The following is a 21,906-nucleotide window of genomic DNA, read 5'->3' on the forward strand; positions in this document are numbered from 1 at the left end:
TTTTCAGCCATCGCGCCCCGGGCGGCACACGGCCGGTCCGGCCCCGCGCGAGGGCGGGAGCCCGGCTCGTACAGTGGAAGGGAGTCGACGTCGCACATGGGGGCAGGGACGTGACCAACGGCAGTGAGGTCGTGCACGGCTACCCGCACCTCGACACCGTGCGGGCGGCGATCACGGCGCTGTACCGGCGGCTCTCCCAGGAGGGGCTGTACGCGTACGCCGGCAGCGTCGCCCCCGCCGACGTGGCCTTCGCGGACGATGACGACCTGCACCTGGGCGCACAGCGGGTGGCCCACGCGCTGGTGCAGCAGCTGCGGCTGCCGGACGCGCGGATGATCGTCAGCTTCCGGGAGATGTCCCACGCCGCGAGCGTCGAACTGGCGGCGGGGCCCGAGTACTTCATCGAGCTGAACGACCGGTTCCGTACGCATCGCCGCGACATCGGGGCGGCGCTCGCGCATGAGGTCACGCATGTACTGCTGCACCGGCTGGACCTGAGCTTCCCGGGCACGCGGGACAACGAGATCCTCACCGACACGGTGACGACGTATCTCGGGGCGGGCTGGCTGCTGCTGGACGCGTACCGCGAGGACGGTGTGTCGAGCCAGAAGCTCGGCTATCTGACACCGGAGGAGTTCGGGTACGTTCTGGCCAAGCGGGCCCTGGCCTTCGGCGAGGACCCCTCGCCGTGGTTCACCAGCCCGCAGGCGTACACCGCCTACACGGAAGGGCGGGCGCGGGCGCTGCGCGACGGGCGGCAGCCGCCGCTGACCGCGGCGGGCTGGACGGGCCGCCACCGCTACGCCAAGGACCGCCGCTACGCCCAGGACCACCCCGGTGCGGCCCCGGCCCCCGGCCCCGCGTACGCCTTCGAGGGCGGCGGCCGGGACGTCGCCCTGCGCGTCTCCTTCCCGTGCCCGACCTGCCACCAGCGCATCCGCATCCCGGTACGGGGACGGGTGCGGGCGCGGTGCGGACTGTGCCGGACGGTGCTGGAGTGCGACACGTAGGCCGTAGGGGCGCCAATCCCGCCTTCCCTCGTCCGGCTTCCCTCGTCCGGCTTCCCGCGTCCGGCTTCCCGCGTCCGGTCGGGGCTGCCCGCCGGTCGCGGCGCGGAGGGCGGGTTGTCAGCGCAAGCGGAGCACGCCCGGGGCCGTCTCCCGGATGATGTCCACGAGCCGGTCGAAGAGGGCCGGCCCCTCGCCGGCCTCGGCGTGCGCCAGTTCGGTGCGGATCCGGTTCCGGTGGGACGGGTGGGCGCGCGCGAGGCGGAGCCGGAGTTCGCGTGCGGTCTCCGGGTGGCCGAGGGCGCGCCGCGAGACGTCGTGGTCGCGCCACTCGATGACGAAGTCGTCGCCGTCCGGCGTGCCGAACCCTCCGGACAGGCAGTCCGCGAACGCGTCGAGGTTGCGGCCGAAGTAGCCGCCGGGGCCGTTCACGGCTTCACCGATCACCTGCCAGAAGCTCTCCAGCCCGGTGACCCGTCGGCCCTCGATCACGTACACGGTCGTCATGGCGGGCTCAGCATCCGTGGTCGACGAGGTCGAACGACTCGTAGTGGTCGGCGGTGTAGTAGTCCTCCCGCTCGGTGTCGCCGGTGACGATGCGGCGGGCGCCGCGGGTCTGGGAGCCGGGGGTGATGACGGTGTACTCGTGGTAGTAGCCGGTGGTCCGGCTCGGCAGGACGCGTTCGCGGTTCTGGAAGACGGTGCCGTCCTGGCGGAAGGGGTAGGGCCCGCCGTCGTCGATGAGGTCGAGGGTGTCGTGGGCCTGGGAGGGCAGGTCGGAATAGCAGATGTCGCCGACCGCGGCCGCGGCGGAGGGCGCCGCCGTCGCCGGGCCGGCGAGCAGCGTGGACAGGAGGGCGGCCGCGCCGCCGAGCAGAGTGAACCGTGGGGGGATTCGCATGCGCCGATGATGACGCGTGTAGACAGGTCCGCGTCAACGCCAACGCCGTTGAGTTCTCCGGACGTTGACACGCCCGACACCTACGGGTCGAGACGGTGAACGTCTCCCTCGTACGCCGTCGCCATGGGCCCGAGCACGCATACGGCCGCTTCCCCCGTATGCGCTCGGTGCCGCGCCACCCGGTTGCCCGGCATGCCGCTGGGCCCGGCTCGCCGCGCGGTGGCGGCGGGCCGGGCCCAGTGAGGTGGTGTCGTTACGCGGCGGTGCGGCGGCCTCCGCGGCCCGTGCCGGAGCCGTTGCGCCCGGAACCGGCACCGGCACCGGAGCCGTTGCGGGTGGCGGCTGCGCCCGTGGCGGCACGGCGGCGGCGCGGGGCGCCGGCCTGGGTGCTCGCACCGGCGGCGGTCGCGCCGCCCTGGCCGCTACCGCCACCGCTACGGCGGGGGCGGCGGCGTCGCGACGCGGACTTGCCGTCGGTCGGCGCGGCCTGGGCCGGCTGCGGAACCTCGATGGTGACCGGTATGCCGGAGGGCTCGCGCGCGCCGGTGAGGCGGGCCAGTTCGTCGTCCGACGACTTCACGCGGGCGGTGCCCGGCGTGATGCCCGCGTGGGACATCAGCCGGCTCATGTCGCGCTTCTGGTCCGGCAGGACGAGCGTGACGACGCTGCCGGACTCACCCGCGCGGGCGGTACGGCCGCCGCGGTGCAGGTAGTCCTTGTGGTCGACGGGCGGGTCGACGTTGACGACGAGGTCGAGGTCGTCCACGTGGATGCCGCGGGCCGCGACGTTGGTCGCCACCAGGGCGGTGACCTGGCCGTTCTTGAACTGGTCCAGGGTCCGGTTGCGCTGCGGCTGCGAGCGGCCGCCGTGCAGGCCCGCCGCGCGTACGCCACTGGCGAGGAGCCGCTTGACCAGCCGGTCCACGGACCGCTTGGTGTCCAGGAAGAGGATCACCCGGCCGTCGCGGGCGGCGATGCGCGCGGTGACGGCCTTCTTGTCGGTCTCGTCGGCGACGTACAGAAGGTGGTGCTCCATGGTGGAGACCGCACCCGCCGACGGGTCGACCGAGTGCACGACCGGGTCGGTGAGGAACATCCGGACCAGGCGGTCGATGTTCTTGTCGAGCGTCGCCGAGAACAGCATGCGCTGCCCGTCCGGCTCGACCTGCTTCAGCAGCGCGGTGACCTGCGGCAGGAAACCCATGTCGGCCATCTGGTCGGCCTCGTCGAGGACGGTGACGGCCACCCGGTCGAGCCGGCAGTCGCCACGCTCGATCAGGTCCTTCAGACGGCCGGGCGTGGCCACCAGGATCTCGGCGCCGCGCCGCAGCGCGCCCGCCTGCTTGGTGATCGACATGCCGCCGACGACGGTGGCGATCCGCAGTTGCACGGAGGTGGCGTACGGGCTGAGGGCGTCCGTCACCTGCTGGGCGAGCTCGCGCGTGGGGACGAGGACCAGACCGAGCGGGGCCTTCGGCTCGGCGCGGCGGCCCACGGTGCGGGCGAGCAGGGCGAGGCCGAAGGCGAGGGTCTTGCCGGAGCCGGTACGGCCGCGGCCGAGGATGTCGCGGCCCGCGAGGGAGTTCGGCAGCGTGGCGGCCTGGATGGGGAACGGCTCGGTGACGCCCTGCGCGGTGAGCGTCTTGAGGAGGGCGGCGGGCATGTCGAGCTCGTCGAAGGCCGCGACCGCGGGGAGCGCGGGGGTGCCGGTTTCCGGCAGGGTGAATTCGCGCGGGGGTGCGAGGGGAGCGCGGCCCGCCGCTTTACGGGAGGGTCCGTTTCCGGATCGGACACCGCCGGACTTCGCATGGCCGGAGGTCATGCTTCCGGTCCTGGCGCTGCCGGACTTCGCGGGGCGCTGACGGGCGGGGCGTTCGGGTCGAGTCGTCAAGGAGTCTGCCTTCCTGGCCTGAGCACAGCACAAGCCGGGACCCGCACCAGCGCGTGGTGCGGGTCCCGGCCGTGAGATACCGAGCTGCGTATCCGTGTATCCGTGATCAGGCGGGGAGGATGTTCTCCGCCTGGGGGCCCTTCTGGCCCTGCGTGACGTCGAAGGTCACCTTCTGGCCTTCCTGGAGCTCACGGAAGCCCGAGGTGGCAATGTTGGAGTAGTGGGCGAAGACGTCGGCGCCGCCGCCGTCCTGCTCGATGAAGCCGAAGCCCTTTTCCGCGTTGAACCACTTCACGGTTCCAGTGGCCATGTGTATCTCCTGATGGTGTAGGGGCCCCATCCGGAGATGCCGGTAAAACAATAATGCGCCTGAGGAACATTCCCGTCAGGCGCACATAAAGTTCATGGGTACCAAAACTGCAACGTGGCCAACCGTAGCACGCCCTCCACCGGGCGACGCAAGCCCCCCCAGGCGTGACGGGCGTCACTCACACCCCGGGAAACACCCGCCCGGAAAACCCCTCCCCAGGGCGCCGGCCGACTCGGCGAGTTCGCCGTCATGGCCGACCCCCAGGGAAGCACCGATGCCCGGCACCCCTGCGCCGGGCATCGGCTTATCGGCTATCGGCTTCAGAGGCCCGCGTACGGGTTCGCGGTGATGTACCGCGTCTCGCAGTGGTCGGGCATTCCGGCGGCCCTGCGGCACAGGGTCATCGACAGCCTTCTGATTCCGCTCGCGTCGGTGGTACGCACGCCTCGGTGCTCGGCGACCGTGCCGCAGCCGCCCGTGTTGTGCTTGTCGCCCAGCGAGAGGATGCCGCCGGCGCCCGTCTGGATGGTCAGGGTGACGTAGAACGACCGCTCGTCGCACGTCTGGTCCGCGACGGCGAGCGTGATGCCCCGGAGGGAGTTCCGGTCGTTCCAGGTCACCTCGATCCGGGCCCGGTCTCCCCAGCTGGCGGTGATGTCACCGCTGGAGGTGGAGCTCGCCCAGCCCTGCCCGGCGGACCCGAGCGTGAGCGCGGTCGCCACGGCGACGACGGAACCTGCACGGCGCATATGAATGTCTCCTGTCCGTTGGCCGGCCCCGAGGTGCAGCACTACCCGCCGGACGCCGCCGTCCACGGCGAGCCGGGCAAGACCACACGGCCGGCTCAGCCCGTCCGGCTCAGCGTGACCACCGCGGCGTGCCCGTCCGTGCACAGCAGCTCCTCCGCCGACCCGGTGCACAGCACGGCGTCATACCGCCCCAGTTCCACATCCGCCACCCGCGCCGGGCCGTCCAGGGCGACGATCAGCACCGTCGCGCCGGAGGGCACCCCCACGGGCAGCGTGCCGCGTACGACGGCGACCGTCGCCGTGACCGCGCCCCGCCGGTGCATCACGTTCAGGTTGACGACCGGCCCGGCCAGGAGCCGTCCGTGGGTCGGGACGTCACCGGGAAAGGCCCGGGGGACGTACCGCTCCGCGAGCAGGCGGCTCCCGCCCGCCGTGAGGTGCATCCCCGTGCCGTCGGCGACCGTCAGGATCCGGTCGGTGCCGGGGAAGGACGAGAACGCGCCGTCGGCGCCGACGTCCGCGAGGCTCACCCGCCAGTCGAACCCGTCGCCGAGGTGGCCCGCCCGATCCCCCGCGACGTTTCCCACCCCGACCCCGGTCCCGGCCTCCGCCCACTCCCCCGCGCCGTCCCTGGCCTGGTCCCCCGCGCCGACCCCGGTTCCGTTCTCCGGCCGGGCGGCGGCGATCTCCCGGGTCACCCCGCCGCCGTTCTTCCACGGCACCGCCGTACGGTCGGCCGCCCGCAACACCCGTACCGTCATCGCACGATCCCCCGCGCCCGTGCCGCGGCCAGCCACGCCGGGAACTCGGCGAGCAGCCGGTCGTACAGCTCGGCGTCCGGGACGCCGCGCGGGTCGGTGCCCGCGGGGAAGAAGCCCGCGTTGTCGACGCAGCGCTTGCCCGGCACGGCCAGCTCGTCCAGCCGCCGCAGGAAGTCGAACTGGCGACTGTCCGGGTCGCCGAAGCCGATGAACTGCCAGAAGAGCGGCAGCTCGGCCGCCTTGCACAGGTGGCGCTCGGCGGCGATCTTGCTGCTCGGTCCCCCGTCCGTCTGGAAGACGACGAAGGCCGGGTCGGTGGCGCCGCTGTCCAGGTAGTGGTCGATGACCGCGTCCATGGCCAGGTGGTAGTTGGTCCTGCCCATGTGGTCGAGGTTCGCCACGATCCGGTCGATCCGGCCCTGATGGTTCGCGAGGGCTATCTCCGTCTCGGCGTCGATGTCCGTGGAGAAGAACACGACCGGCACGCGCCCGTCGTCGTCCAGGTTCGCCGACAGGCCCAGCACCCGGTCGGCGAGCGCCTGGACGCTGCCGTCCTTGTAGTACGGCCTCATCGACCCGGAGTGGTCCACCACCAGGTAGACCGCGGCGCGCTCGCCGCTCAGCCCGTGTTTGCGCAGGGACACGCCCGCCGTCTTGTAGAGGCTCACCAGCGCGGGGGCGGTCTCTTCGATCTTCTGCAGGCTGATCGGCATACGGCGAGACTATGCGATCCTCTCGGCGATTCCCCCGGCGGCAACTCGCCCAACTCCCCCGCCACATCGCCCTGGTGCCTGCGGCCCCCGGGAGGGCCGGCGTGCGCCGGGCAAGGCGCAGCGCCTGCCATCGGTCCGGTCGGGGACGCGGCAGGCGCTGCTGTGTTCCGTACGCCGTTGTACGGGACGACTGTTCCCTTGCTCTCCCGCACCGGAGGAGCGATCCGGCGCGGGGGGAGCGTCAGACCGTGAGCGCGCCGTCCGTGGGGCGGATGGGGGCGGGCAGTTCGCTGGTGCCCGTCAGGTAGCGGTCCACGCCGCGTGCCGCCGAGCGGCCCTCGGCGATGGCCCAGACGATGAGCGACTGGCCGCGGCCCGCGTCACCGGCGACGAAGACGCCGTCGACGTTGGTCGCGTAGTTCTCGTCGCGCGCGATGTTGCCGCGCTCGTCGAGCTCCAGGCCGAACTGCTCGACCAGGCCGTTGGACCGGTCGGTGCCGGTGAAGCCCATCGCGAGGGTGACCAGCTGGGCCGGGATCTTGCGCTCCGTGCCGGGCTTCTGCTCCAGCTTGCCGTCCTTGAACTCCACCTCCACCAGGTGCAGCCACTGGACGTTGCCGTCCTCGTCGCCCTCGAAGTGGGTGGTGGAAACGGAGTAGATCCGCTCGCCGCCCTCCTCGTGGGCCGAGGTGACCTTGTAGAGCATCGGGAAGGTCGGCCAGGGCTGGTTGGCGTTCCGCTCCTCGCCCGGCCTGGGCATGATCTCCAGCTGGGTGACGGACAGCGCGCCCTGCCGGTGGGCGGTGCCCACGCAGTCCGCGCCGGTGTCGCCGCCGCCGATGACCACGACGTGCTTGCCCTCGGCGGTGATGGGGGGCGCCACGAAGTCGCCCTCCTGCACCTTGTTGGCGAGCGGCAGGTACTCCATCGCGAAGTGGATGCCCTTGAGGTCGCGGCCCGGGACGGGCAGGTCGCGCGAGACGGTGGCGCCCGCCGCGATGACCACCGCGTCGTACCGGCGCCGCAGCTTCGCGGCGTCGATGTCGCGGCCGATCTCGACCTCGGTGCGGAACTTGGTGCCCTCCGCGCGCATCTGCTCGATGCGCCGGTTGATGTGCACCTTCTCCATCTTGAACTCGGGGATGCCGTACCGCAGCAGACCGCCGATGCGGTCGGCCCGCTCGTACACGGCGACCGTGTGACCGGCGCGGGTCAGCTGCTGGGCGGCGGCGAGGCCGGCCGGACCCGAGCCGATGACGGCGACGGTCTTGCCCGAGAGCCGCTCGGGCGGCTGCGGGGTGACGTCACCGGTCTCCCACGCCTTGTCGATGATGGAGACCTCGACGTTCTTGATGGTGACCGGCGGCTGGTTGATGCCCAGCACGCACGCCGACTCGCAGGGCGCCGGGCACAGCCGCCCGGTGAACTCCGGGAAGTTGTTGGTGGCGTGCAGCCGCTCGCTCGCGGCCTGCCAGTCCTCGCGGTAGGCGTAGTCGTTCCACTCGGGGATCAGGTTCCCGAGCGGGCAGCCGTTGTGGCAGAACGGGATGCCGCAGTCCATGCACCGGCCGGCCTGCTTGCTGATGATCGGCAGCAGGGAGCCGGGGACGTAGACCTCGTTCCAGTCCTTGACGCGCTCCTCGACGGGCCGGGTCTTGGCGACCTCGCGCCCGGTGGTCAGGAAGCCCTTGGGGTCAGCCATTGGTCGCCGCCTCCATCATCTTCTCGGTGGTCTCCTGCTCGGAGAGACCGGCGAGCTCAGCGGCGTCCTTGGCGGCGAGCACGGCCTTGTACGTGGTCGGGATGATCTTGCTGAATCGGCCCACGGCCGCGGGCCAGTCGGCAAGGAGCTTCTCGGCTACGGTCGAGCCCGTCTCCTCGTGGTGGCGGCGCACGACATCGTGCAGCCACGCCCGGTCGGCCTCGTCCAGGGCCTCGATCGCGCCGAGGTTCCCGGAGTTGACGTTGTCGGGGTCGAGGTCGATGACGTACGCGACACCGCCCGACATACCGGCCGCGAAGTTGCGGCCCGTCTCGCCGAGCACCACCGCGTGACCGCCGGTCATGTACTCGCAGCCGTGGTCGCCCACGCCCTCGGAGACGACCAGCGCGCCGGAGTTGCGGACGCAGAAGCGCTCACCGGTGCGGCCCCGCAGGAAGATCTCGCCGCCGGTCGCGCCGTACGCGATGGTGTTGCCCGCGATGACGCTGTACTCGGCGAGGTGGTCGGCGCCCCGGTCGGGGCGGACGATCAGACGGCCGCCGGACAGGCCCTTGCCGACGTAGTCATTGGCGTCGCCCTCCAGCCGCAGCGTGATGCCGCGGGGGACGAACGCGCCGAAGGACTGGCCGGCCGAGCCGGTGAAGGTGATGTCGATGGTGTCGTCGGGCAGGCCGGCGCCACCGAACTTCTTCGTCACCTCGTGGCCGAGCATGGTGCCGACCGTGCGGTTGATGTTGCGGATCCCGATCTGGGCGCGGACCGGCTGCGCCTCCTCGGCGCTCGCCGCGGAGAGCGCTTCGGCGGCGAGCTCGATGAGCTCGTTGTCGAGCGCCTTCTCCAGACCGTGGTCCTGCTCGGTCAGCTGGTGGCGCACCGCGCCCTCGGGCAGCTCCGGCACGTAGAACAGCGGCTCCAGGTCCAGGCCCTGCGCCTTCCAGTGCGTGACGGCCCGCTCCGTGTCGAGCAGCTCGGCGTGTCCTACGGCCTCCTCCAGCGTACGGAAGCCGAGTTCGGCGAGCAGTTCGCGCACCTCCTCCGCGATGAACCGGAAGAAGTTGACGACGTGCTCGGCCTTGCCGGTGAACCGCTCGCGCAGCACCGGGTTCTGGGTGGCGATGCCGACCGGGCAGGTGTCCAGGTGGCAGACGCGCATCATGACGCAGCCGGAGACGACGAGCGGCGCGGTCGCGAAACCGAACTCCTCGGCGCCGAGCAGCGCGGCGATGATGACGTCACGGCCGGTCTTGAGCTGGCCGTCGGTCTGGACCACGATCCGGTCGCGCAGGCCGTTGAGCAGCAGGGTCTGCTGGGTCTCGGCGAGGCCGAGCTCCCAGGGGCCGCCCGCGTGCTTCAGCGACGTGAGCGGGGACGCGCCCGTACCGCCGTCGTGGCCGGAGATGAGGACGACGTCCGCGTGGGCCTTGGACACGCCCGCGGCCACCGTCCCGACGCCGACCTCGGACACCAGCTTCACGTGGATGCGGGCGGCCGGGTTGGCGTTCTTGAGGTCGTGGATCAGCTGGGCCAGGTCCTCGATGGAGTAGATGTCGTGGTGCGGCGGCGGGGAGATCAGGCCGACGCCCGGGGTGGAGTGCCGGGTCTTGGCGACCCACGGGTAGACCTTGTGGCCGGGCAGCTGGCCGCCCTCGCCGGGCTTGGCGCCCTGGGCCATCTTGATCTGGATGTCGTCCGCGTTGACCAGGTACTCGCTCGTGACGCCGAAGCGGCCGGAGGCGACCTGCTTGATGCTGGACCGGCGCGCCGGGTCGTACAGGCGCTCGGGGTCCTCGCCGCCCTCACCGGTGTTGGACTTGCCGCCCAGCTGGTTCATGGCGATGGCGAGGGTCTCGTGCGCCTCCTGGGAGATGGAGCCGTACGACATGGCGCCGGTGGAGAACCGCTTGACGATCTCGTCGGCCGGCTCCACCTCCTCGATCGGGATCGAGGGGCGGTCCGACTTACCGTTCTTATTTGTCTTGAGGGCGAACAGCCCGCGCAGCGTCATCAGGCGCTCGGACTGCTCGTTCACCCGGTCCGTGTACTTCTTGAAGATGTCGTAGCGGCCGGAGCGCGTGGCGTGCTGGAGGCGGAAGACCGTCTCCGGGTCGAACAGGTGCGGCTCGCCCTCACGGCGCCACTGGTACTCGCCGCCTATCTCCAGCGCGCGGTGCGTGGCGGAGATGCCGGAGGCGGGGTAGGCCTTGGCGTGGCGGGCGGCGACCTCCTTGGCGATGACGTCCAGGCCGGCGCCGCCGATCTTGGTGGCGGTGCCGTTGAAGTACTTCCCGACGAAGGCCTCGTCCAGGCCGACGGCCTCGAAGACCTGGGCGCCGCGGTAGGAGGCGACGGTCGAGATGCCCATCTTGGACATGACCTTCAGGACACCCTTGCCCAGGGCGTAGATCAGGTTGCGGATGGCCTGCTCGGGCTCCAGGCCCTCGACGAACGTGCCGGCGCGGAGCAGGTCCTCGACGGACTCCATGGCGAGGTACGGGTTGACGGCGGCCGCGCCGTACCCGATCAGCAGCGCCACATGGTGGACCTCGCGGACGTCACCGGCCTCGACCAGCAGCCCGACCTGCGTGCGCTGCTTGGTGCGGATGAGGTGGTGGTGGACGGCGGAGGTGAGCAGCAGCGAGGGGATCGGCGCGTGCTCGGCGTCGGAATGCCGGTCGGAGAGCACGATCAGGCGGGCGCCGCCCTCGATGGCGGCGTCGGCCTCGGCGCAGATCTCCTCGATACGGGCGGCCAGGGCGTCGCCGCCGCCGGAGACCCGGTAGAGGCCGGAGAGCGTGGCGGCCTTCATACCGGGCATGTCGCCGTCGGCGTTGATGTGGATGAGCTTGGCCAGCTCGTCGTTGTCGATCACCGGGAAGGGCAGGGTGACGGAGCGGCACGAGGCGGCGGTGGGCTCCAGCAGGTTGCCCTGGGGGCCGAGCGAGGAGCGCAGCGAGGTGACGAGCTCCTCGCGGATGGCGTCCAGCGGCGGGTTGGTGACCTGGGCGAACAGCTGGGTGAAGTAGTCGAACAGCAGCCGGGGGCGCTCGGAGAGCGCGGCGATCGGCGAGTCCGTACCCATCGAGCCGATCGGCTCGGCGCCGGTGCGGGCCATCGGCGCGAGGAGGACGCGCAGTTCCTCCTCGGTGTAGCCGAAGGTCTGCTGGCGCCGGGTGACCGAGGCGTGGGTGTGGACGATGTGCTCGCGCTCGGGGAGGTCCTCCAGCTCGATGGTCCCGCTCTCCAGCCACTCCTGGTACGGGTGCTCGGCGGCGAGGGCGGCCTTGATCTCGTCGTCCTCGATGATGCGGTGCTCGGCGGTGTCGACCAGGAACATCCTGCCGGGCTGCAGGCGGCCCTTGCGGACGACCTTGGCGGGGTCGATGTCGAGGACGCCGACCTCGGAGGACAGCACGACGAGCCCGTCGTCGGTGACCCAGTAACGCCCGGGCCGCAGACCGTTGCGGTCGAGCACGGCGCCCACCTGCGTACCGTCGGTGAAGGTGACGCAGGCAGGGCCGTCCCAGGGCTCCATCATCGTGGCGTGGTACTGGTAGAAGGCGCGCCGGGCCGGGTCCATCGAGTCGTGGTTCTCCCACGCCTCGGGGACCATCATCAGGACGCTGTGCGGCAGCGAGCGGCCGCCGAGGTGGAGCAGTTCCAGCACCTCGTCGAAGGAGGCGGAGTCGGAGGCGTCCGGCGTGCAGACCGGGAAGATCCGGTCCAGCTTCTCGGCCCCGAAGAGGTCCGAGACCAGCTGCGACTCACGGGCCCGCATCCAGTTGCGGTTGCCCTTGACCGTGTTGATCTCGCCGTTGTGCGCGACGAAGCGGTACGGGTGGGCCAGCGGCCAGCTCGGGAAGGTGTTGGTGGAGAACCGCGAGTGGACCAGCGCGACGGCGGTCGCGCAGCGGCGGTCCGACAGGTCGGGGAAGAAGGGCTCCAGCTGACCGGTGGTGAGCATGCCCTTGTAGACGATGGTGCGGGCGGAGAGCGAGGGGAAGTACACCCCGGCCTCGCGCTCGGCGCGCTTGCGCAGCACGAACGCCTTGCGGTCGAGTGCGATGCCCGTGCTCGTGCCGCCGTCGCTCACGAAGAGCTGACGGAAGGCGGGCATGGTGGAGCGGGCGGTCGCGCCGAGCAGCTCGGGGGCGACGGGGACCTCACGCCAGCCGAGGACGGTCAGGTCCTCTTCGGCGGCGAGCGTCTCGATGTGCGAGACGGCCTGTGCGGAGCCGTCTGCGGGGAGGAAGGCGATGCCGACGGCGTACGCACCGGCTGCCGGGAGCTCGAAGTCGGTGACCTCGCGGAGGAACGCGTCCGGGACCTGGAGCAGGATGCCCGCGCCGTCGCCGGAGTCGGGCTCGGAGCCGGTGGCGCCCCGGTGCTCCAGGTTGCGCAGAACGGTCAGCGCCTGCTCCACCAGCGCGTGGCTGGCAACACCGGTGAGGGTGGCCACGAACCCGACACCACAGGCGTCGTGCTCGTTGCGGGGGTCGTACATACCCTGCGGGGCGGGGCGACCGTCCATGGGCGACCAGGCGTCGGAACGCATCGGCTCTCCCGTCGTCGTCGTGGCATATCAGTGCCGAAGGGACGACGTTGGCCCTCCGCGAAATTTCGTGCAGGTTACATGATGGAGTGCTTCTCGGAAAGCGGATAGCTCATTCCAGCATGCGGACACCGCTCGTAGCGGTGGAGGTGGTTCACGGGCGTACGGATCGGCGTCCGGGGGCCCTGGGGGAAGCAGGCGTGGGAAGCAGGCGTCATTGCCCGCAGCGCTAACGGCTCATGCCCTGGGATGAAGGAATCGAAACCGCCGTGTTACGGCTACTTATGTGCCGCGTTGCATAGTGTCGCACCGCCGGGGCGAGTCCTGCTATTGGACGTTCGTCACAACGACCCTCCCCACGGTACGGCGAAGACCCCTCGATCGCACGACAACCTCGACCGCACGACGGGAGGAGGCTCCGGGATCAGGCACGTCCCCGTGCCGGGTCAGGCCGTGGCGTTCGCGTGGAACCCGCAGGCGCCCGGGTCAGGCCGCGGCGTTCGCGCGGAACCCGCCGGCGCCCGCGCGCGGAACCCGCAGGCGCCCGGGTCAGGCCGCGGCGTTCGCGCGGGTCACGTCGGTGGCCGGGTCAGGCCGGGGCGTTCGCGCGGAACCCGCCCGCGCCCGGGTCAGATCGTGGCGTTCGCGTGATACCCGCCGGCGCCCGGGTCAAGCCGGGCGTTAGGCGTGGGTCACGCCGGCGCCCGGTCATGTCGTGGCGTTCGCGTGGAACCCGCCCGCGCCCGGGTCAGATCGCCGCCCCGAACAGGGCGCCCAACCCATAGGTGACGGCCGCCGCCGCACCGCCAAGGGTCAGCTGGCGCAGGCCGCTGTACCACCAGGTGCGTGCGGTCACCCGGGCCACCAGGGCGCCGCAGGCGAACAGCCCGAACAGCGCCAGCAGGACCGCCGGCCACAGGGCGGTCGCGCCGAGCAGATACGGCAGGACGGGCAGCAGCGCGCCGAGCGCGAACGATCCGAAGGAGGACAGCGCGGCGACCATCGGCGAGGGCAGGTCGTCCGGGTCGATGCCGAGCTCCTCGCGGGCGTGGATCTCCAGCGCCTGCTCCGGGTCCTTCGACAGCTGCATCGCGACCTCGCGGGCGAGCCGCGGCTCGACGCCCCGCGCCACGTACAGCGCGGCCAGCTCCTCCATCTCGTCCACCGGGTGCTTGCGCAACTCGCGGCGCTCCACGTCCAGTTCGGCCTGCACGAGCTCGCGCTGCGAAGCGACGGAGGTGTACTCGCCGGCGGCCATCGAGAACGCGCCGGCCGCCAGGCCCGCGAGGCCGGTGATGACGATGGTGTGCGGGGACACCGCGCCGCCGGCCACACCGGTCATCAGGGCGAGGTTGGACACGAGACCGTCCATCGCACCGAAGACGGCCGGGCGGAGCCAGCCGCCGCTCACATCGCGGTGGGTGTGGTTGTCGCGGTGCGCCTCGTGGAGCGCCGCCTCGGTCTCGATGATGGACACAGCTATCCCCTTACGTCACACAGCGGGTGCGGGTGACCCCGCCCCCCCTCAACACCTCGAAAGTACGCGCGATGTAAGGGGCTCGCCAGCAAGGCAGGCTTTACTAACCAGGGGTCGCCGGGTGACGGTCACCCGGGTGAAGCGGCCCTCCCGACGAGATCCGGCCCGCCCTCCGTGGCACAGATCCAGGAATGGATCGGTGCGCACGAAAGGGCCACGCGATGGAGTCGACTGCATGCGATCCCGCCCCGCCCGCCGGCACAGCGGTTCTGCTCGACCGCGCGCGGGGTGCCCTGCTGGGACTGGCCGTCGGCGACGCGCTCGGGGCGCCCGCCGAGAACATGCGGCCCTCCGAGATCCGCCGCCGCTGGGGCCGCATCGAGGGGTTCGTCGCCGAGGAGCCGGCCGGCACGGACGACACGGAGTACGCGATCTTCTCCGGGCTCCTCCTCGCCCGGCACGGTTCGGCACTGACCGTCTCGCATGTCGAGACGGCCTGGCACCACTGGATCGCCGACCTCGACGAGGGGCCGTTCCGTGGGGCAGGCTTCAGCGAGCGGGGCACCCTGGAGAACCTCCGGCGGGGCCTGGCGGCTCCGATCTCGGCGCAGCACCGGCACGCCTGGAGTGACGGTCTCGCCATGCGGGCGGCGCCCTTCGGGGTGTTCGCGGCGGGCCGCCCGGCCGAGGCGGCGCGGCTGGTCGCCATCGACGGCACGGTGAGCCACGAGGGCGAGGGCATCTACGGGGGCCAGGCGGTCGCGGCGGGCGTCGCGGCGGCGATGTCGGGCGCCGGGACCGCCTCGGTCATCGCGGCCGCCCTCTCGGTCGTCCCCATGGACTCGTGGACCGCCAGGTCGATGCGCCGCGCGGTCGTCGCGGCCCAGCGCGTCCACCCCGACCCGCTGGTGCGCGAACGCGCCGTCCGCTCGGCGGTGGTCATCGGCGGCTATCCGTGGACGGACCTGGCCCCGGAGGCGGTGGGCCTCGCCTTCGGGGCGTTCGCCGCGGCCCGCGGCGACTTCCGTACGTCGGTCCTGACGGCCGTCAACATGGGCCGCGACGCCGACACGACGGCCGCGGTGGCGGGAGCCCTGGCCGGGGCGATGTCGGGCGCGACGGCCATCCCGCCGGAGTGGGCGGCCGCCATCGGCCCCGTACGCGGCAGCTGCCTGCCCTCGATGCGCGGCTACCACGTCCTGGACATCGCGGAGCTGCTGACCCCGTACGACGACACACCCGAGGCCACCTGATGCCCCCGACGCCCTACGCCCCCGAAGACCCCCGCCCCACCACCACGCCCCACGCCCCCCAAGCCCCGGACACGGCAACCGCCACCGACGTAACAACGCCCCCGGCACACCACCCCGACACGGCGAAGCCCGCGCCTCCCTCGGAGTCCGGGTGCGCGGCCGCAGGCAACGTCGCCGGGCCCGGCGCGGCGGCGGCCGTGCTTGCGTCGGGGTCCGGGGGCTTGCCCACGGTTTCGGGAAGGGGCGGGGCGGGGAAGGCGTCCGCCGCTACGGCAGGCGGGGCCCGCCCACCACGCGGTCCCCGCCGTATCGAAGGGCTGCTCCTCGGGCTCGCGGCCGGGGACGCCGCCGGGTGGCCGGCCGCCCGCCACCGCGCCGCCCGGATGCCCGAGTGGACCCGGCGTCTCACCCGGGAGCTGGACACGTTCGCCGAGCAGAACGCGACGACCACCCTCCCCGTCCCCATCGCCCTCAACCAGCCGCCCGAACCACTCCGGCTCGGCCCGTCCGACGACGCCGAATGGGCGGTGTTCACCGCCGAGACGGTGCTCACCGCCGCCGGGGGGCTCTTCCACGGCCTGCCCGCCGCCCGTCGCATGTGCGCCGCCGTCGACCTGGCCTGGAACTCCCTCGCCGCCGAGGTCGCCGCGGCCTCCGACCGCGCCGCCGAGGTCGAGTCCGCCGTCCTCCCCCTGCGCGCCCGTATCTCCGTACGCGCCGGGCTCGGCAACCTCGCCACCGGACTGCGCCCGCCGGCCACCGGCCATGACAACCCGCACTACTTCGACGACGCCGCCTGCGTACGCGCGGCCGTCCTCGCCGTCGCCCACCCCGGCGACCCGCGTGCCGCCGCCGAACTCGCCGAGTTCGACGCCCGCTACACCCAGGACGGCGACGGGGTCCACGGCGCCCGCGCCATGGCCGCCGCCGTCGCCGCGGCCCTCGGCGGCGCGCCGGCCGAGGACGCCGTGGACGCCGCGCTCGACCAGCTCCCGCCCACCACCGAGATCGGCCGCAACGCCCGGCACGCCACCAGGCTCGCCCGGGACGCGGACAGCGCCTTCGCACTCGTCCCGCTCCTGGAGCACCAGATCGTCGACCACGTCTACAGCTACGGCATCGCCGCCGCCGAGACCGTCCCCGTCGCCCTCGCGCTCGCCACCGCCGCCCGTGGCAAGGTCGCCGAGGCGGTGCCGGCCGCCGCGTGCCTGTCCCGGGTCGCCGACTCCGCGCCGGCCCTCGCGGGCGCGCTGACCGGCGCGCTCAGCGGCGGCGACGGCGTACCGGCGACCTGGCGCGACGCCTGCCGTACCCTCGCCGGCTGCGCGCTCCCCCGCCTCGCGGGCACGGATCTGGTGGAACTCGCCGAGCGCCTCGCACACACGGAACTCGCCACCCTGGGTGGACAATTCCGGCATGACGACCACCTCCAGCACCTCCACCCCGCCGCCTACGCCCACACTGGAGGACCGGATCACCGGCAGCCTCGTCGGAGCGGCCGTCGGTGACGCGCTCGGCGGCGCGGTCGAGGGCTACACCCCCGACCAGATCGCCGAACGCCACGGCGGCCGCGTCACCGGCATCGTCGGCCCCTGGAACGGCGACTCCTGGCGCACCGCCCGCCCCATCGCCCCGTACCACAAGGGCGACGGGCACGTCACCGACGACACCCTCATGACGCATGCGCTGATCCGCGTGTACGCCGCGGTCCGCGACCACCTCGACGCGTACGCCGTCGCCGACCACCTCGTACCGGACCTGATCTCCCACCCCCGCTGGATTCCCGAACTGCAAGCCGAGGCCCTCCCCCTTCAGCGGATCTTCCTCGCCGAGAAGTGGCTGGTGGCCCGACTCCATTACGGACATGTCGACCCGCGCGAGGCGGGCACCGGCAACATCGTCAACTGCGGCGCCGCGATGTACATGGCCCCCGTCGGCCTGGTCAACGCCACCAACCCGCCCGCCGCGTACGCCGAGGCCCTCGACGTCGCCGGCGCTCACCAGTCCTCGTACGGCCGCGAGGCGGCCGGTGTGTTCGCGGCGGCGGTCGCCGCGGCGTGCGGTCCTGGCGCGACGCCCGCCACGGTCGTCGAGGCGGCGCTCGCGCTCGCCAAGGACGGCACCCGCTCGGCGATCGAGGCGGTGGCCGAAGTGGCCGTCCGCCACACTAACTTCGAGCCCGCCCTGCGCCCCCTCCGCGAGGCGGTCGCCCCCTTCGACACGGTCGGCCCCGACTACCGCGCCCCCTCCCTGGCCGCGCGCCGCCCCTCCCGGCTGCACGCCATCGAGGAACTCCCCATCGCCCTCGGGATGCTGCTGGTCGGCGCGGGCGACTACCGCCGTACGGTGCTGGGCGCCGTCAACTACGGCCGCGACTGCGACTCGATCGCCACCATGGCGGGCGCCATCGCGGGCGCGCTGTACGGCGAGGGGCCGATCCCCGCCGCCTGGACGAAGCAGGTCGCCGAGGCCAGCCGTCTCGACCTGCACGCCCCGGCGGCGGTGCTGGCCGGGGTCGCCCGCGAGGTCTTCGCCCGCGACACGGCCCGCCGCCGCGCCCACGAGTCAGCGTTCGCCGCCCTGGGCCCCCGCCCCGGGGAGCTCCGGTGAACGTGCGCCTCACCTGGGTCCAGCCCGAGGACCTGATCGGCCACGAGCTGCGCCAGGCCGCGGAGGACGGCCGGGACGCCTCCGCCGTCGCCGCCCGCTGGCGGGCCGCGGGCGGCACCCCGGCCCCCGTGGCGGCCGGCGCGTCCCCCACTCCGGCGCCCCCGCACCTGCGCGCCCTCGCGGAACGCCTCCTCGACGAACTCGCCGCCCTGCCCAGCCCCCTGTCCCCCGCCGAACCCACGTCCCTCACCCGGATCCAGCGCGCTTGCCCCCTCTGGCCCTCCGATCTCCTCCCTCCGTCTCCCCCTCGGAGCCGGCCACTCCCGACACCGAGCAGCGACCCCAGCCCCAGCCCCAGCCGCACTGCGACCGCCTCCGGCAACCCGGGCACCCACGGCGAGGGCCGGCCGTCGCCCCTCCGCCCGGCGCCGGAAGCGGGCCGACCACCCCACTCCGCCCCCGCACCCGCGCCCGCGCCGGCTCCGGAAGGTGCCTGGCCGCCGGAAGGACCGGTGGCCGTGGCGCCCGGGCTCCGCGACCGGCTGCACGCCGCCTGGCTCGGCCGGGCCGCCGGGTGCCTGCTCGGCAAGCCCGTCGAGAAGCTCCCCCTCTCCGCCATCCGCGCCCTCGCCGGCGCCACCGGGAACTGGCCGCTGGCCACCTGGTTCACCGCCAGGGGCCTGCCCCCGGCGCTCGCCGCCGCCCACCCCTGGAACCGCCGCTCCGCCGCAACCTCGCTCGCCGAGAACATCGACGGCATGCCCGAGGACGACGACCTCAACTACCCCCTTCTCAATCTGCTGCTCCTCCAGCGGTACGGCCACGGCTTCACCACCGCCGACGTCGCCCGGCTCTGGCTGGACGAACTGCCCGCCGGCCGCACCTTCACCGCCGAGCGCGTCGCCTACCGCAACCTCCTCTCCGGCCTCGAACCCCCGCTCACCGCCGGCCACCGCAACCCGTTCCGCGAGTGGATCGGCGCCCAGATCCGCGCCGACGTCCACGGCTGGACCCACCCCGGCGACCCGGCCGCGGCCGCCGAGCAGGCGCACCGGGACGCCGTCCTCACGCACACCGCGAACGGCGTGTACGGCGCGATGTTCACCGCCGCCCTCATCGCGACCGCCGCGTCCGGCACCGCCGACGTGCACCAGTCGCTCGCCGCCGGGCTGACCGTCGTCCCACCCGGCTCACGCCTGGCTCGAGCCGTCCGCTTCGGCATCGCGACGGCCCGGGCCCACGCGGACTTCGACGCCGTGGCCGACCGGCTCCACGCCGCGTACGGCGCCCACCACTGGGTTCACGTCATCCCCAACACCGCCCTCCTCGCCGCCGCGCTCACCCACGCCGACGGCGACTTCGCTCTCTCCATCTGCCGTGCCGTGTCCGGCGGCTGGGACACCGACTCCAACGGCGCCACCGCCGGCTCCGTCGCCGGTCTCCTCGCCGGGCACCCCGACCGGATCCCGGACCACTGGACCTCCCCTCTGAAGAACCGGCTCGCCACCTCCGTCCACACCTTCGACGGCATCGGCTTCGACACCCTCGCCACGCTCACGCACCAGGAAGCACACCGCCCATGACCCCTATCGCGGTGCTCGGCGGCACCACCATGGACCTCGTCGCCCACGTGAGCCGGGCGCCCGAACGCGGTGAGACCGTCACGGGCCACGAGGTGCGTACGATCCCCGGCGGCGCCGAGACGTTCGTCGACGCTCCGGCCGTCGCGCTGGGTGCGGGCGAACCCGTCCCCGACGCCCTAGCCTGGGCAGCAGCGGCTGCGGCGCTCTCCGTCCAGCGCCCCGGCGCGTCGACCTCGATGCCGTACCGCGCGGAGACCGATTCCGTATGACACCTCCTCAGGCTCCTCCCCTCCAAGGACTGCGTGTCCTCGACCTCGCCACCCTCTTCGCCGGCCCGCTCGCGGCGACCCTGCTGGGCGACTTCGGCGCCGATGTCATCAAGGTCGAGCACCCCCGCAGGCCCGACCCGTCCCGTGGCCATGGCCCCGCGAAGGACGGTGTGGGCCTCTGGTGGAAGCTGCTCGGCCGCAACAAGCGCACCATCACCCTCGACCTGTCCACACCCGGCGGCCACGACACCCTGCTCCGCCTCGCCGCCACCGCCGACGTGGTCATCGAGAACTTCCGCCCGGGCACCCTGGAGCGATGGGGCCTGGGCTGGCCCGAGCTCTCCGCCGTCAACGAACAGCTGGTCCTGGCCCGTGTCACCGGCTTCGGCCAGTTCGGGCCGTACTCACACCGACCGGGCTTCGGCACCCTCGCCGAGGCCATGAGCGGCTTCGCCGCGATCACCGGCGAGCCGGACGGTCCGCCCACGCTCCCTCCCTTCGGCCTGGCCGACTCCATCGCGGCCCTGGCCACCGCCTACGCCGTGATGACCGCTCTCACCGCCCGCACCACCACCGGCCGCGGCCAGGTCGTGGACATGGCGATCATCGAACCCATCCTCGCCGTCCTGGGCCCGCAGCCGCTCTGGTACGACCAGCTGGGCTACGTCCAGCCCCGCACCGGCAACCGCTCCCGCAACAACGCCCCCCGCAACACCTACCTCACCGCGGACGGCAGCTGGCTGGCCGTCTCCACCTCCGCCCAGTCCGTCGCCGAGCGCGTGATGCGCCTGGTCGGCCGCCCGGACCTGATCGAGGAACCGTGGTTCGCCGAGGGCACCACCCGCGCCGAGCACGCCGACGTACTGGACGAGGCGGTAGGCGCCTGGATCGCCCGGCACACCCGGGACGAGGCCATGGCGGCCTTCGAGAAGGCCGAGGCGGCGATCGCCCCGATCTACGACATCCGCGATGTCATGGACGACCCGCAGTACCGGGCGCTGGGCACCATCACGGAAGTCCCGGACCCCGAACTCGGCCCGATCCGTATGCAGAACGTCCTCTTCCGCCTCTCCGAGACCCCTGGCTCCATTCGCTGGTCCGGCCGCCCGCACGGCGCCGACACCGACGCCGTCCTCACCGAACTCGGCTTCACGCCACACGAGATCACCGCGCTGCGCGACGAGGGCGCCCTATGACCGCCATCCCCCTGACCTGGCTCTACGCCCCCGGCGACCGCCCCGACGTGGTCGAGAAGGCCCTGTCGTCCGGCGCCGACGTCGTGGTCGTCGACCTTGAGGACGCGGTCGCCCCCGACCGCAAGGCCTACGCCCTGGCCGCCACGGCCGAACTGCTCTCCTCGCCCCAGTCCGTACCCGTCCATGTCCGCCTCCCCAGCGCGCACGACACCACAGCCATCGCATCGCTGGCCCCCCTGCCGGGCCTCGGTGCTCTGCGTGTTCCCAAGGTGACACACGGCACTGACATTCGCCGGATCGCGGCCCTCGCCCCGGGCGTCCCGCTCCACCCGCTGCTGGAATCCGCCCTGGCCATCGAGTACGCGCACGCCATCGCGACCGCCCACCCCGCCGTCCACGGCATCGCCATCGGCGAGGCGGACCTCCGCGCCGAGCTGGGCGTACGGGACGACACCGGCCTCGACTGGTCCCGCAGCCGCGTCGTGGTGGCCGCCCGCGCCGCGAACCTCCCGCCGCCCGCGCAGTCCGTCTACGCGGACATCCGCGACCTCGACGGGCTTGCCGCGTCCTGCGCCCACGGCCGGGCGCTGGGGTTCCTGGGCCGTGCGGCCATCCACCCCCGCCAGCTCCCGGTCATCGAGCGGGCGTACCTCCCGACCGCCGAGGAAGTCGAGGCGGCGGAAGAGATCGTCAAAGCGTCCGCCACCGACGCCGGAGCGCTGGCCCTGCCGGACGGCCGCTTCATCGACGCGGCGGTCGTCGCGGCGGCGCAGCGGACCCTGTCGCTCTCCGACCCTCTCCGACCGGGCCTCAACCGGCCTGAACGCGCCTGAACGCGCCCAAAAGCGTTCTTGAAAGCGCCGAAAAGAGGCGGCCGCCGGGACCTCCAGGTCCCGGCGGCCGCTTCAGGCGCC

General features: G+C 72.8%; 18 protein-coding genes. 8 read left to right on the top strand and 10 right to left on the bottom strand.

The genetic code is table 11. From position 1 onward, the window contains the following. Window positions 1-110: 110 nt before the first annotated feature. Complete coding sequence (locus QWM81_RS22470) at window positions 111-1,010, top strand: hypothetical protein (protein WP_290114077.1); 900 nt, start codon at window positions 111-113, stop codon at window positions 1,008-1,010. A gap of 117 nt (window positions 1,011-1,127) precedes the next feature. Here QWM81_RS22470 and QWM81_RS22475 read toward each other — a convergent pair whose 3' ends face one another. From QWM81_RS22475 to QWM81_RS22520, 10 genes are all read right to left on the bottom strand, one after another. Next, entirely contained in the window at window positions 1,128-1,514 is a 387-nt protein-coding gene (locus QWM81_RS22475; protein ID WP_290114079.1) for a barstar family protein, read from the bottom strand. Window positions 1,515-1,521: 7 nt separating this feature from the next. Further along, complete coding sequence (locus QWM81_RS22480; protein WP_290114080.1) at window positions 1,522-1,908, bottom strand: guanyl-specific ribonuclease; 387 nt, start codon at window positions 1,906-1,908, stop codon at window positions 1,522-1,524. Between the two features lie 253 nt (window positions 1,909-2,161). Then, window positions 2,162-3,730, bottom strand: a complete 1,569-nt coding sequence (locus QWM81_RS22485; RefSeq protein ID WP_290114081.1) for a DEAD/DEAH box helicase — start codon at window positions 3,728-3,730, stop codon at window positions 2,162-2,164. Window positions 3,731-3,905: 175 nt separating this feature from the next. Continuing rightward, on the bottom strand, window positions 3,906-4,109 hold the full coding sequence (locus tag QWM81_RS22490; protein WP_290114082.1) for a cold-shock protein: 204 nt from the start codon (window positions 4,107-4,109) through the stop codon (window positions 3,906-3,908). A gap of 320 nt (window positions 4,110-4,429) precedes the next feature. Then, window positions 4,430-4,858, bottom strand: a complete 429-nt coding sequence (locus QWM81_RS22495) for a hypothetical protein (RefSeq protein WP_290114083.1) — start codon at window positions 4,856-4,858, stop codon at window positions 4,430-4,432. 95 nt (window positions 4,859-4,953) lie between these two features. After that, entirely contained in the window at window positions 4,954-5,619 is a 666-nt protein-coding gene (locus QWM81_RS22500; RefSeq protein ID WP_290114086.1) for a HutD/Ves family protein, read from the bottom strand. Next, complete coding sequence (locus tag QWM81_RS22505; RefSeq protein ID WP_290114088.1) at window positions 5,616-6,332, bottom strand: vWA domain-containing protein; 717 nt, start codon at window positions 6,330-6,332, stop codon at window positions 5,616-5,618. Before QWM81_RS22505 ends, QWM81_RS22500 begins: the two co-directional genes overlap by 4 nt. Window positions 6,333-6,573: 241 nt before the next feature. Then, entirely contained in the window at window positions 6,574-8,034 is a 1,461-nt protein-coding gene (locus QWM81_RS22510; protein ID WP_290114089.1) for a glutamate synthase subunit beta, read from the bottom strand. Beyond that, window positions 8,027-12,607 (bottom strand): glutamate synthase large subunit, encoded by a 4,581-nt coding sequence (gltB, locus tag QWM81_RS22515; RefSeq protein ID WP_290114090.1) that lies wholly within the window; start codon window positions 12,605-12,607, stop codon window positions 8,027-8,029. Before gltB ends, QWM81_RS22510 begins: the two co-directional genes overlap by 8 nt. A 745-nt stretch (window positions 12,608-13,352) precedes the next feature. Beyond that, window positions 13,353-14,081 (bottom strand): VIT1/CCC1 transporter family protein, encoded by a 729-nt coding sequence (locus QWM81_RS22520; protein WP_290114091.1) that lies wholly within the window; start codon window positions 14,079-14,081, stop codon window positions 13,353-13,355. A 221-nt stretch (window positions 14,082-14,302) separates the two neighbouring features. On the opposite strand from QWM81_RS22520, the gene QWM81_RS22525 reads away from it, so the two are divergent. The 7 genes from QWM81_RS22525 to QWM81_RS22555 are packed head-to-tail and all read left to right on the top strand — an operon-like array spanning window position 14,303 to window position 21,825. Then, window positions 14,303-15,334, top strand: a complete 1,032-nt coding sequence (locus QWM81_RS22525) for an ADP-ribosylglycohydrolase family protein (protein ID WP_290114092.1) — start codon at window positions 14,303-14,305, stop codon at window positions 15,332-15,334. After that, complete coding sequence (locus QWM81_RS22530) at window positions 15,331-16,842, top strand: ADP-ribosylglycohydrolase family protein (protein WP_435372425.1); 1,512 nt, start codon at window positions 15,331-15,333, stop codon at window positions 16,840-16,842. Before QWM81_RS22525 ends, QWM81_RS22530 begins: the two co-directional genes overlap by 4 nt. Next, window positions 16,751-17,944 (top strand): ADP-ribosylglycohydrolase family protein, encoded by a 1,194-nt coding sequence (locus tag QWM81_RS22535; protein WP_290114094.1) that lies wholly within the window; start codon window positions 16,751-16,753, stop codon window positions 17,942-17,944. Before QWM81_RS22530 ends, QWM81_RS22535 begins: the two co-directional genes overlap by 92 nt. Then, a complete protein-coding gene (locus tag QWM81_RS22540) occupies window positions 17,941-19,527 on the top strand; it encodes an ADP-ribosylglycohydrolase family protein (protein ID WP_290114095.1) in 1,587 nt (528 codons plus the stop codon). Before QWM81_RS22535 ends, QWM81_RS22540 begins: the two co-directional genes overlap by 4 nt. Next, window positions 19,524-19,796 (top strand): carbohydrate kinase family protein, encoded by a 273-nt coding sequence (locus QWM81_RS22545; protein WP_290114096.1) that lies wholly within the window; start codon window positions 19,524-19,526, stop codon window positions 19,794-19,796. Before QWM81_RS22540 ends, QWM81_RS22545 begins: the two co-directional genes overlap by 4 nt. Then, window positions 19,793-20,992 (top strand): CaiB/BaiF CoA transferase family protein, encoded by a 1,200-nt coding sequence (locus QWM81_RS22550; protein ID WP_290114097.1) that lies wholly within the window; start codon window positions 19,793-19,795, stop codon window positions 20,990-20,992. Before QWM81_RS22545 ends, QWM81_RS22550 begins: the two co-directional genes overlap by 4 nt. Further along, entirely contained in the window at window positions 20,989-21,825 is an 837-nt protein-coding gene (locus QWM81_RS22555; RefSeq protein ID WP_290114098.1) for an HpcH/HpaI aldolase/citrate lyase family protein, read from the top strand. The genes QWM81_RS22550 and QWM81_RS22555 overlap by 4 nt, the downstream gene beginning before the upstream one ends. Window positions 21,826-21,906 lie beyond the last annotated feature (81 nt).

Source organism: Streptomyces ficellus (genome assembly GCF_030406405.1).
GTDB lineage: Bacteria > Actinomycetota > Actinomycetes > Streptomycetales > Streptomycetaceae > Streptomyces > Streptomyces ficellus_B.

Excerpts from the sequence above, each read along its gene's own strand:
- QWM81_RS22550 (WP_290114097.1), top strand. The coding sequence starts at position 19,793 with ATGACACCTCCTCAGGCTCCTCCCCTCCAAGGACTGCGTGTCCTCGAC.
- QWM81_RS22480 (WP_290114080.1), bottom strand. The coding sequence starts at position 1,908 with ATGCGAATCCCCCCACGGTTCACTCTGCTCGGCGGCGCGGCCGCCCTC.
- QWM81_RS22505 (WP_290114088.1), bottom strand. The coding sequence starts at position 6,332 with ATGCCGATCAGCCTGCAGAAGATCGAAGAGACCGCCCCCGCGCTGGTG.
- QWM81_RS22525 (WP_290114092.1), top strand. The coding sequence starts at position 14,303 with ATGGAGTCGACTGCATGCGATCCCGCCCCGCCCGCCGGCACAGCGGTT.
- QWM81_RS22500 (WP_290114086.1), bottom strand. The coding sequence starts at position 5,619 with ATGACGGTACGGGTGTTGCGGGCGGCCGACCGTACGGCGGTGCCGTGG.
- QWM81_RS22495 (WP_290114083.1), bottom strand. The coding sequence starts at position 4,858 with ATGCGCCGTGCAGGTTCCGTCGTCGCCGTGGCGACCGCGCTCACGCTC.
- QWM81_RS22555 (WP_290114098.1), top strand. The coding sequence starts at position 20,989 with ATGACCGCCATCCCCCTGACCTGGCTCTACGCCCCCGGCGACCGCCCC.
- gltB (WP_290114090.1), bottom strand. The coding sequence starts at position 12,607 with ATGCGTTCCGACGCCTGGTCGCCCATGGACGGTCGCCCCGCCCCGCAG.
- QWM81_RS22510 (WP_290114089.1), bottom strand. The coding sequence starts at position 8,034 with ATGGCTGACCCCAAGGGCTTCCTGACCACCGGGCGCGAGGTCGCCAAG.
- QWM81_RS22490 (WP_290114082.1), bottom strand. The coding sequence starts at position 4,109 with ATGGCCACTGGAACCGTGAAGTGGTTCAACGCGGAAAAGGGCTTCGGC.
- QWM81_RS22535 (WP_290114094.1), top strand. The coding sequence starts at position 16,751 with ATGACGACCACCTCCAGCACCTCCACCCCGCCGCCTACGCCCACACTG.
- QWM81_RS22485 (WP_290114081.1), bottom strand. The coding sequence starts at position 3,730 with ATGACCTCCGGCCATGCGAAGTCCGGCGGTGTCCGATCCGGAAACGGA.
- QWM81_RS22545 (WP_290114096.1), top strand. The coding sequence starts at position 19,524 with ATGACCCCTATCGCGGTGCTCGGCGGCACCACCATGGACCTCGTCGCC.
- QWM81_RS22475 (WP_290114079.1), bottom strand. The coding sequence starts at position 1,514 with ATGACGACCGTGTACGTGATCGAGGGCCGACGGGTCACCGGGCTGGAG.